11 protein-coding genes are annotated in these 10956 nt (G+C 45.8%); 1 reads left to right on the top strand and 10 read right to left on the bottom strand.

Annotation, left to right across the window (positions count from 1 at the left end; all coding sequences use genetic code 11):
- Positions 1-551: 551 nt before the first annotated feature.
- Positions 552-647, top strand: coding sequence for a hypothetical protein (locus B3K91_RS11045; RefSeq protein ID WP_258006229.1), 96 nt, complete (start codon positions 552-554; stop codon positions 645-647).
- A gap of 183 nt (positions 648-830) precedes the next feature.
- Here the strand turns inward: B3K91_RS11045 and B3K91_RS11040 are convergent, their stop codons facing one another.
- The 10 genes from B3K91_RS11040 to fabG form a co-directional block, all read right to left on the bottom strand.
- Positions 831-1796, bottom strand: coding sequence for an alpha/beta fold hydrolase (locus B3K91_RS11040; RefSeq protein WP_292589834.1), 966 nt, complete (start codon positions 1794-1796; stop codon positions 831-833).
- A 34-nt stretch (positions 1797-1830) separates the two neighbouring features.
- Positions 1831-2535 carry an ABC transporter ATP-binding protein gene (locus tag B3K91_RS11035; RefSeq protein WP_099828656.1) on the bottom strand — a complete coding sequence of 235 codons (705 nt, stop codon included), beginning with the start codon at positions 2533-2535 and terminating at the stop codon, positions 1831-1833.
- Positions 2535-3251: an ABC transporter ATP-binding protein gene (locus tag B3K91_RS11030; protein ID WP_214060286.1), complete on the bottom strand. Its 717-nt coding sequence runs from the start codon at positions 3249-3251 to the stop codon at positions 2535-2537. The genes B3K91_RS11035 and B3K91_RS11030 overlap by 1 nt, the downstream gene beginning before the upstream one ends.
- Before the next feature lies 1 nt (position 3252).
- Positions 3253-4191, bottom strand: coding sequence for a branched-chain amino acid ABC transporter permease (locus B3K91_RS11025; RefSeq protein ID WP_099828658.1), 939 nt, complete (start codon positions 4189-4191; stop codon positions 3253-3255).
- Positions 4188-5126, bottom strand: a complete 939-nt coding sequence (locus B3K91_RS11020) for a branched-chain amino acid ABC transporter permease (RefSeq protein ID WP_292592978.1) — start codon at positions 5124-5126, stop codon at positions 4188-4190. Before B3K91_RS11020 ends, B3K91_RS11025 begins: the two co-directional genes overlap by 4 nt.
- Positions 5127-5187: 61 nt before the next feature.
- Positions 5188-6423, bottom strand: a complete 1236-nt coding sequence (locus B3K91_RS11015) for an ABC transporter substrate-binding protein (protein ID WP_099828660.1) — start codon at positions 6421-6423, stop codon at positions 5188-5190.
- A gap of 100 nt (positions 6424-6523) precedes the next feature.
- Positions 6524-7723 carry an acetyl-CoA C-acetyltransferase gene (locus tag B3K91_RS11010; protein ID WP_214060283.1) on the bottom strand — a complete coding sequence of 400 codons (1200 nt, stop codon included), beginning with the start codon at positions 7721-7723 and terminating at the stop codon, positions 6524-6526.
- A 10-nt stretch (positions 7724-7733) separates the two neighbouring features.
- On the bottom strand, positions 7734-9032 hold the full coding sequence (locus B3K91_RS11005; RefSeq protein WP_099828662.1) for an acetyl-CoA hydrolase/transferase family protein: 1299 nt from the start codon (positions 9030-9032) through the stop codon (positions 7734-7736).
- A complete protein-coding gene (locus B3K91_RS11000) occupies positions 9029-10207 on the bottom strand; it encodes a TetR/AcrR family transcriptional regulator (protein ID WP_214060282.1) in 1179 nt (392 codons plus the stop codon). Before B3K91_RS11000 ends, B3K91_RS11005 begins: the two co-directional genes overlap by 4 nt.
- Positions 10204-10950 carry a 3-oxoacyl-[acyl-carrier-protein] reductase gene (gene fabG, locus B3K91_RS10995; protein ID WP_103134389.1) on the bottom strand — a complete coding sequence of 249 codons (747 nt, stop codon included), beginning with the start codon at positions 10948-10950 and terminating at the stop codon, positions 10204-10206. Before fabG ends, B3K91_RS11000 begins: the two co-directional genes overlap by 4 nt.
- Positions 10951-10956 lie beyond the last annotated feature (6 nt).

Genomic DNA, 10956 nt, shown 5'->3' with positions numbered 1-10956 from the left:
CAGGACTTGATTCGGTTCGGACATAAAAGAAAGAGATGATTCTCAGTTTGAAGAGTTGATAGAGAAACCGTAGACGAGAAGGAGATGCTACTTTTCATAACTGAGAGCGCGATTTTATCATCTGTTCAGAAAGCAAATCTCCTTGAACTGCTTGAAAACCCGTCTCAGACAAAAGAGGATCTCTTATATCTATTTGAATGGTTCCTGAAAATGTTTTCAATAAGATCAGGAATGATGTAAGGAAATCTAACCGGAAATATCTGAGATTGCTCGAAAGACATGTTGAAGATGATGGAACATCATACCTTGAGAGTCAAAATGTCGTCAGTCTTTTTGATGTTCTTGAAACAGTCACTACTCTAGAACTAAGTGTCTCTCCTTTTCTTGGTTGGTCTCGACCAGGCAAGTTTGATGATCAATAAAGACAGGTATCTTTTCATTCTTGGCTATGACAGAATAGAAGTACCATTCAGAGAAAAAGACGAGCGTTGGAGTGTATAGATTTTTCTGACGCACTTGCCAGCAAGGAGAGACTTGCTATTTTGAGAGAAGTGAGCAGAGAACCACATCGTCCAGTTAGGCTTGCAAAGAAACTGAAGATCTCCGCCGGAGATCTAAGCAACCACCTCGAAAAACTGAAGAAGTGAAGGCTTTTGGAGAGTGTCTATGATGGTGAACATGTGAAATACACCGTTAGGGCCGACGAAATTAAGAGATTGGCCAGCGATAGACTAGACAGACTACTCAAGGAAAAGACCGAATGAATATCGATTATGAACTTACACTCCAAACAAACGGGGCCAGAGGCCCCGTAATCATTTGAAAGAGATTCATTTACCAACGAAATCAATGAACAAGTCCATAAACAGCTCAGTGTTCTCAACGATAATACTGTGTCCATACTCTTCAAGGACCTTTACTTGCACATTCCTAATGACTCTTTCAAATTTCCTCGCCATCTCTTCTGAGATTATCTGATCTAGCTTTCCCACGATGATCAGAAAGGGAACTTCGGTCCCTTTTAGCTCTTGAGTAAAATCGTATCTGTCAAGAGCCCTGGCATTTTCGACAAAACACCTTCCGTCCATCAGGAGCGCCTCTTCAACCAGAGCCTCTAGAAACTCGTCCTCCGCTCTTGTCGGCATAACCCCAACAAGAGCCTTCTTCAGGAGGTCTCTGTTGCCCTTATACATCTCAAGATATGGATAGGCCTCTTCAGGTGTAGTAAGTCCGTCAGGCGGAGCCGGATCGACAAGAACAACCCGGTCGATCAGATCGGGTCTCTTCACAACCACGCTCTGAGCAACCGCTCCACCTAAAGAGTGACCGACTAATACTACTCGGTCAACTTTCATCTCAAGTATGAAATCAATAACATAGTTCGCGTAATCTTCAATACTTACTTCTTCAAGCCTATCCGACCTTCCGAAATTCGGCAAGTCAATTGCATAACCTTTGAATCTCCGCGGAAGAATCTCTAGAGAAGGCTCGAACCATTTGCTCGAGGCGAAGTTTCCATGGACAAAGACCACTGGAATTCCTTCAGAATCCACGGTTTCAAGATAGAAGATCTTCTTGTCGACAACTTTAACGTACTTCTTAGCAATCTGCCTCTTCATGAATAACTCCCTCCCGTCTAGCAAGTTGGTTTCTCGATCATTATCTTTCGTATTAACATCTTTGAACACAATCGAAGCACTTTCACCAACTTCCAGCGCAAAAGCATTTCTCTCAAAACCGATTGTCATGAAGACCAGGTAGGTCATCAGAACCACTGCCAACTGCTTCTCTCGCATTTCAAATCACTTCTAAGAAGCCTCTTAGTCTACCCTACAAACCAAGATAAGAGCGCTTGACATATTCATTATGCATAAGGTCTTCCGCAGTACTCTCGATTGCAAGAGTTCCGTTCTCTATGACGTAACCCCGGTCGATTACTTTCAGACCCTGCCTAACGTTTTGCTCAGAGAGAATCATAGAGACTCCTTCAGATTTTATGGCTAAGAGTTTCTCAAAGAGCTCTGAAACCAGAGAAGGTTGGAGTCCCACTGAAGGCTCATCTAGAATCAGAAGTCTAGGAACCGCCATCAGAGCACGGCCCACTGCAAGCATTCTCTGCTGACCTCCGCTCATAGTTCCCGCCAGCTGATAAGCGCGTTCCTTAAGAATCGGAAAGATCTTGAATACAAAATCAAGCCTCTCTTCAATTCTATCTCTCGCCTCCTTGATGTAGGCAGCTCCAATCTTCAGGTTCTCGAGAACGTTCATAATAGGAAAGAGCTCACCGTCCTGAGGCACTACAGATATACCTTTTCTTATTATCGTATGGGTTTCGTACGGGATGAGAGATTCCCCTTCAAACAGTATTTCTCCGCTCGTAGGTTTAACCAAACCAATGATTGAGTTTATCAGGGTGGTCTTTCCCGCTCCATTGGGGCCGAAAAGTCCAACGGCTTCTTCTCCAACCGAAAAAGAGAAGTCCGTTACAACCTGAATTCTCCCGTATGAGACGTTTACGTTCTTGACTTCAAGCATCAGGCATCCTCCCCCAAATAAGCGGTGATCACGTTGTGTTGCTGTGAAACCTCACTATATGGACCTTCAGCGATAATTGCTCCTCTGTCTAGCACAATAACTCTCTCAGTAATCTCTCTAATTACACTCATGACGTGCTCTATTATGCAGATTGTCACACCTGTATCTCTAATCTTTCTTACAGTGTCTATCATCTCTCTGGTTTCATCCATATTCAAACCCGACATAACCTCGTCTAGAAAAAGAAGCTTTGGCTTTGTTGCCATAGCTCTGGCGATTTCGATCTTCTTGATATCCAAGACAGTTATCTTATCAAGGACTTCATTAGGTTTAGCAAGACCGATCGTTTCGCAAAGCTTAATCGCGCTCTTTCGACCATCCTTTAGCTTTTCTCCGTTTCCGAACAGCCCACCAACCATAACATTTTCAGCTACGGTGAGATTCTTAAGGGGGCGCGCAATCTGGAAAGTTCTGGCTATACCCAAATGGCATCTCTTGTGAGTAGGCAGAAAAGTAATATCCGTACCATCAAAGAATATTCTGCCTTCACTCACAGTATGTAGTCCCGATATCACATTTGTAAGCGTTGTCTTTCCTGCGCCATTGGGACCTATTAGCCCTAGAATCTCGCCCTGCCGAATCTCCATTGTGACATCATCTACAGCTACAAGCCCGCCAAAGCGCTTAGTTACTTTTTCAACTTTGAGTATACTCATGTTATCGTTCCTCCAGACGGCGTTTTCTGAAACCAAGAACATCTTTGATTGCGCCATATACACCGTTGGGTAAGAAGAGGACTACCACAACAATAATCACACCGTAGATTATCAGGTGGCCGTACGGCATGATCAGTTTAAGATACTCAGAGGATAGCCCAAGAATTATCGCTCCAATTACTGAACCTATTGTTGAGTAGATTCCCCCAACCAGGGCCATCGCTATCGGCAAGAGAAGATAATGAGCCGAAAAGCTGCTCTCGGGGAAAACGAAGCCGTACTGCAGAGCGTAAGTCGCGCCGACCACACCCTGAATCATCGAAGTTACAACAAAGACGAATATCAAATACTTGTATATGTTCACTCCGTGAGATTTAGCAACGGTCTCATCCGCCCTGATAGAGTCAATGGCGAAGTGTATTCTGGTTCTTTGGAATACTTCTGAAATTACTATTGTAATCAAGGCAACACCCAGCATAAACCAGTAGACCTTGTTGGAATCGTAGTTGAAGAGGGTGCTCAAAACGACTTTACCGCTCGGACCACCCGAGATCTTGTGAAGGTTCCTTATGATGACCATAAAAACGCTCGCTAGAGCCATTGTAGTAATAGCGAAGTAAAGACCTCTAAGTCTGAGGATTGCCATACCCAGAACCAGAGATACAACTCCGGCGACAAGTCCACCGATTATGATTCCTGTGATAGGATCAACTCCAAGATCAGCTGCAGCGATGATTCCTGCGTATCCTCCCAGACCAAAGAAGCCTGCTGTGCCAAATGACAATTGACCCGTTCGTAACATCATGTCCCAGCTTAATGCAAGAGTCATGAACGTAAGTATCGTTATGGCAACACTTATGAAGTATGCTTCCGTGAGCAGTGGCAGCATCACAGCCGCTGCGAGAACAATCAGAAGGAGAATCGGTTTAATAATCTTCATAGTGATTGCCTCCTTAAGGATCTAATCATGATAACTGCTATCAGTACTCCAAAGAACACGATGTCAGACCAACCGGCATATCCGGGAATCGATTGAACGATTGCCTCTCCCACTCCTAGAACAATACCACTTATCAGAATCCCGGTTAGGTTACCGAGACCTGCCATTGCAACTAGACTGAATGATTTCATAGTGAATGCCGCGCCCACAGAAGGAAAGATTGCAAATCTCGGCACCATTACCCCTGCTGCAATACCAAGTATGGCGACCGATAAACCAAAAACAAAGAGATAGACGAAATCGGTGTTTATCCCTACAATCTTTGCTCCGCGAGGATTCTGACCGACTGCAAAGGTAGCCTGCCCTAATCTTGTCTTTTTTAGAAAGAGTTGAAGAGCGATTAGCACTGCAAACGCTAACACAACGTAAAGCAACTCGTAAGTACCGAATCTAACGCCGGCAATCGTCGTTGAGGACGAAGAATAGTCAACATAGACGCTTCTTGGCCGGGTAGTCCAGATAACCTTCATGAGTTCCAGAACTATCATCGATATCCCGAAAGTGAGAAGCAGCTGGTTAAGGTGTCCTGCTTTAAGAACCCTGGTTACCGTAAGCTTATAGATAACAACTCCTAGAATGAATAGCAGGAAAAACGCGGGGATTATCGAAACAAGAGGATCCATACCGGTATTGACTGCAAATAGATAAACAATATAAGTTCCCAGCGATAGCAAATCGCCGTGGGCAAGGTTCATTATTCCGACTACTCCGAGAGTTAGAGCCAGAGGAAGCCCTATCAGTGCATAAAGACTACCTCTCTGAACGCCATAAATCGCGGCTAGCGGCCTCCAGACCGCGACAACCACAAGTATCGCGACAAGTATCAAAATGCCTCTATGCTTTCTCAAGAAAGAGATCTTTTCCAAGTCTTTCACCACCCTGGTAGCAACTTTTTCAGATAATAAGGTCGGGCATTGCTGCCCGACCTAAATCAGACTATCTCCCATCCCAGGAAGGGAATGGATATTCAGGTTCAGCTGTCTTTAACTCTAGAGGCCATATTACGTGCTGTTCGCCACCCTGCCACTGAAGTATCTTCTGAGCAGTGAAGCCCTGGTGCTTTATGACGTTACTTGGCGCAATCTTCAAGACATCACCGATTGGAGACGCATATTCCACCTGCTCCAGGGCCTTGATAAGCGCAGACTTCTCAATAGTACCTGCAGCCTTGATTCCTTCTGCAAGGAAGTAAATGTTAGTGTAACCGAGAGGAGCAAAGTAAGTTGCCGGCTCTTCCTTGAACATCTCAATGTAGGCATTCCAGAAGTGCTCGGCTACGGGGCTGATTCTGTTGATCGTTGGAGCCCACATTCCGTATAGGGTAACTCCTTCTGCCAGGGGAGAGTCGCCGAAATGTGCCGGCCATCCTGGAGGTGCTCCAACAAAGAACTTTGGTGAGAACCCGACTTCCTTTGCCTGCTGGAGCATTGGAAGAGCATCCGCGTCATAACCCGCCCAAACGAAAAGATCCGGGTCATATTTCTTCGCCTGCTGAAGCATCGCTCGGTAATCTCCTCCGCCAAGTGCAGCACTCTTGAACGAAACTCCCATGTAGTCGCTCATGACTTCTGCCCAAGCTCCCTGGCCTTCTGCAGCCAGTGCCTGAAGGACCAAATATGCTTCATGAGAACCGGTGCCGAAAGCTCCTTCTTCATACGCCAGGAAGACTTTGTTGATCTCAATATCAGGATAGGCTTCGGCCAGATCCGTCCAACCCTGGCCGTAGCTGGCTCCCTGCTGATAATCCCATGGATGCAGATGGAAATACCAGTCTGCGTCCGGACCGACTGCAACCTCACATTGCGAACCGGCAGCACCTATCCAGATTGTGACCTTCTGGAAGCTCTTCATAACAGGAATCTGCGCGAAGTGAACTCCAGTGCTCATACCACCGACAAAAAAGTCCACTCTATCAACGGTAGCAAGCCTGGAGATCGCTGCCGCACCCTTCTCCGGCGTCATTTCGTCATCAATTACTATCAACTCCAGAGGTCGTCCTAGTAAACCGCCTTCTGCGTTGATTTCACTTACTGCAAGTCTCATTGCCTTTGCAGCCTGATCTCCGGTGATGTCACCCAAGGGAAGAACAGCACCGATCTTGATCGGAGTAGCTGCAAAAACGATTAGTGAAGTTACAGCAGCCATAAGTAGAACCAAAAATACCTTTTTCACTTTCCCACCTCCTACGTAGGTTGTACTCCAGATGATTTCAAAAGAACGTTGGAACAAGAAAACTCTTTCCCAAAAAGCGGCATTACCTGTGATTCAGAAATTAGACTCTCCTGACAACTACTGCGGTTCCCATTCCTCCGCCGATGCAAAGGGAAGCAAGCCCGAATTCGAGATCTCTCTTCTCCATTTCGTGGACGAGCGTAACGATGATTCTGTTCCCTGAGGCTCCAATGGGATGACCAAGAGCAATTGCACCTCCATTAACATTGGTTCTTTCAATCAGCCATTCCTTTGTGACTCCGTAGATCTCCATAAGTCCTCTAATCACGGAAAGCGCCTGAGAAGCGAAAGCCTCATTGAGCTCGATAAGCCCTACATCCTTGATGTTCATCGCAGCTTTATTGAGAGCCTTTTCAACGGCTGGAACAGGACCGTATCCCATATATGCTGGATCGACTCCCGCCTGAGCAAATGAGACTATCTCTGCAATCGGTTTAAGCCCGTACTTCGTTACTGCTTCTTCACTTGCCAGGACGGTTGCACTTGCACCGTCATTGATTCCCGATGAATTCCCTGCCGTTACTGAACCATCCTTCTTGAATGCAGGTCTCAGCTTCGCCAAAATCTCCATGCTTGTATCTCTAGGATGCTCATCGGTATCGAATACAATGTCTCCCTTTCTATGCTTTATGACAACGGGAATGATTTCATCCTTGAACTTTCCTGCGGAGATTGCTTCTTTTGCCCTCTTCTGGCTTTCAAGTGCAAATTCGTCTTGCTCCTGTCTGCTTATGCTGTATTTTGCTGCGAGATTTTCCGCAGTAACGCCCATGTGATAATCGTTAAAAACATCCGTTAGCCCATCTCTTATCATGTGATCCGTTATGGAGCCGCTGCCCATTCTGTAACCAAACCTTGCCTTGTCCAGCATGTAAGGGGCTATAGACATGTTCTCCATACCACCTGTCAAGACCAGATCGGCTTCGCCCGTAAGGATATCCTGGGCCCCGATCATCGTCGATTTCATTCCGGATCCGCATAGCATGTTCACTAGATATCCGGGACTCTCGATAGGTACGCCTGCTCCGATTGAGACCTGCCTTCCCGGTCCCATACCTTGATTGGCAGTCAATATGCAACCCATTATGGTTTCTTCGATGTTCTTGGGGTCTACCTCTGATTGTTCTATCGCAGCCCTTGATGCAGTAACACCAAGCTCGACCGCCGGAACATCTTTCAAAGCCCCTCCGAAAGTACCTATTGCTGTTCTCTTTGCACCAACTATGAAGACCTTCTTCATCAAAAACCTCCTAAATCAATCCAACCTCGCTGGCCTGTTTTCTTAACTCAGATCTAAAATCGGGATGAGAGATGTTAAGCAAAGACTCTACTCTCTGGAAGACATTTAGACCCTTTAACCTCGCGATTCCAAACTCAGTGACAACATAATCAGTATCCTGCCTAGGCACAGTTACCGGAGAACCCAGAGGGAGAAGAGGAACGATTGTGGAAACGGTTCCCTTCTTGGCGGTGGACCTCAGAGCAATTATCCCCTTTCCGTTCTTCGCCATAGAGGCCCCTCTGTGAGTATCAAGCTGTCCTCCTGTGCCACTATAGTGCCTTGTTCCGATTGCTTCCGAACACACCTGTCCTGTTAGATCAACGGATATGGCAGTATTTATGGATACCATGTTATCGTTTTGCGCAACGACGTAAGGATCGTTCACATAGCTCCCTCTAAGCAAAAGAACCCCAGGATTGTCTTCCACAAAGGAGTACATTCTCTTCGTTCCAAGGGCGAAAGTAGCAATGAACTTTCCTTTCCAGAGACTCTTTCTCGAATTCGTTATCGCTCCCTTTTCGAAGAGATGAATCATGGACTCCGTGAACATTTCGGTATGTATTCCAAGTTCATGCTTGTCTTCCATCAACTTGGCAACGGCATTTGGAATACCGCCGATTCCGATCTGCAGAGTGGCGCCATCTACAACTAATGACGATATATGCTCGCCAATTCGCATCTCCGTCTCCGAGGGTTCGGTATCGGGAAGCTCAGGAATATCAAAACTGTTCTCTATCACATAGTCAACTTCGCTTATGTGAACATGTGTGTCCCCATGGGTTCTTGGAGCCCTGTCGTTTACTTCCAGGATCACCATTTTCGCGTTCTCAACCATGTCCCTCTCGTAAACGGTAGAAAGGGAAACCGTCATGTAACCATTCTTGTCCATGGGAGATGCGACTCCCCAGAATATGTCGGGTTTGTTGGCCATAATACGTTCCACGCCAGCAGTATGTAGATTATTCGGAATGTAGGTTACAGTCCTCAGTCCGTTGCTAACTGCCTTCCTAGCACCCGTCGAGTGGAACCATGATTCATTAAGGAATCTTCCTTCGTACTCTCTGTTAACAAAGAAGGGGTACTCGCCAATGTTCAAACAAGTTGCTACTGCTACGTTTTCGACACCATCAACCCTGTGGAGATTTTCAAGAAGACCCCGAGCTTCCATAGCGGCCATGCTGGTCACGATTTTTGTACCAGATCTTACGTTCCTGAGGCCTTCTTCTATGCTAATTCTCTTCTTCTTATATTCATCCTTCCAATTCAACTAAAAGCACCTCCGTACCCTTTTGCCATTAGCGAAGCAAGTTCTATCAGATGCTCGTCCCATTTCTCGTATTCCTTTTCATTCCTAAAGAGAAGATCCAGACCCATGAAGTGTCCGATCCCCATCAAGAAGACTCCAAGATCTCGCGAGTCAATCTGTCTAATCTCATTCTTGAATCTGGCCTCTTCAAGCGAACTTATGTATGATGTGAGGAGTCTTTCATAGTAGAAGCGGCCTGTCTCCGGCTGCACAAATTCCGACTCTCTCACGATGTTGTAGAGCTCCTTGTGAACATCCATGAACAGAAGAAACGCCTTGTAAGACCTGATCTCTCTGTTTAGTCTTCCTTCAACGCCGGAAACGGCGTCTCTCATTGTTCTCCTGAGATTCCTGTTTGCCTGATAAACAAGCTCCTGAAGGAGTTTCTCTTTGCTTTCGAAATGCAAGTAGAATGTACCTTGACCGTAACCTGCCCTACTCGTGATATCGTAAATCGAAGTCTCGAAATACCCTTTCTCGCCCATAAGCCTTTCCGCAGCAAGAAGAATGACTTCTTTCGCCTTGGTACCTCCGCTTGCCATTGTTCTGTCAAAAGTGAAATCAAGTGCTTCTCTGTCAAATTGCTCAGATTTAACAAATCCACCCAGAGTAAAATCAACCAACGACTCTACAGTGGAATCAGGAACCCTTGTTCCGTTGTAGATAATCCAGTAGATAGCAGTAAATCTCGAACTACCAACAAGAAACCAAAACTCGGGCATTGAAAGTGTGGACTTGCCTATAGAGATAGTTGAAAGAAGAGAATCCTTATAGGTCTTGTCGACCGAACTCTCAACATCGGGAAATCTATACTCGGCTTCGTGGAATGCGATAAATTTCTTCCTCGATCCCCAAAGAATATTGAAGACAGTTCTATACAGATTGAAGAGTCTTTCTCTGGAATCACGACCGGTTATCGAGGTTGTTGCGGCCTCGAATTCAGCCTTAATGTCCTGTACAATTTCCTTAAACACCTGTTCTTTTCCTGCGTAATGTCTGTAAAAGGCTCCATTAGACAATCCGCAGGTCCTACATATATTGGCAACAGACGTCATCTCAAAACCAAGACGACTGAACAGCTCTTCAGCCGCCTGCTTTATCTGTAATCTTGTTCTCTCACTTCGAGAGATCTTCAAATCACGAGTCCCCCGTCGACACCGATCACCTGACCGGTTAAGTAACTTGCTTCGTCAGAAATCAGGAAGAAGTACACATTTGCAATCTCCTCGGGAAGACCCATTCTCTTCAACGGTATCCTCTCTTCGAGCGCTGTAATTATCTTCTCGGGCATTTTCTCAGTCATTGGAGTCTTAATGAAACCAGGAGCGACAGCATTAACTCTGATCTTGGCTCCTTTTCTAGAAAGCTCTTTTGCCCAAGTCTTTGTCATGGCTATTACTCCTCCTTTGGAGGCGGAGTAGTTTGACTGACCGATATTTCCAAACACTCCGACAACTGAAGAGGTGTTGACAATTGCACCATAACCTTGATCAAGCATCACAGGCGCAATAGCCTGTGTCATGTTAAATACACCCTTCAGATTCACGTCGATAACTAGATCCCAATCTTCTTCCGTCATTCTCTGGATCAGTGCATCCCTAGTGATTCCAGCGTTGTTAACAAGCCCATCAATGTGACCATACTCACTCTTGATTTCGTTGACCAAATCAGCTATTGCCTTTCTATCCGTCACATTCAGCTTCTTTGGTATTACCTTTCCCGGGAGCTCGGCGAATTCATTCTTCAAGCCTTCAAGACCTTCAGTATCCATATCGCAGGCATAGACTATCGCCCCTTCTCTCGTGAATCTCTCAACTGCTGCTTTACCAATACCTCTTGCGCCACCAGTAATGATGACAACCTTACCTTCCATTCTCACCTTTAC

This window comes from Mesotoga sp. UBA5847 (assembly GCF_002432735.1).
GTDB lineage: Bacteria > Thermotogota > Thermotogae > Petrotogales > Kosmotogaceae > Mesotoga.
Note: the sequence above shows the minus strand (reverse complement) of the source record. Positions and strands in the feature narration are given on the sequence as shown.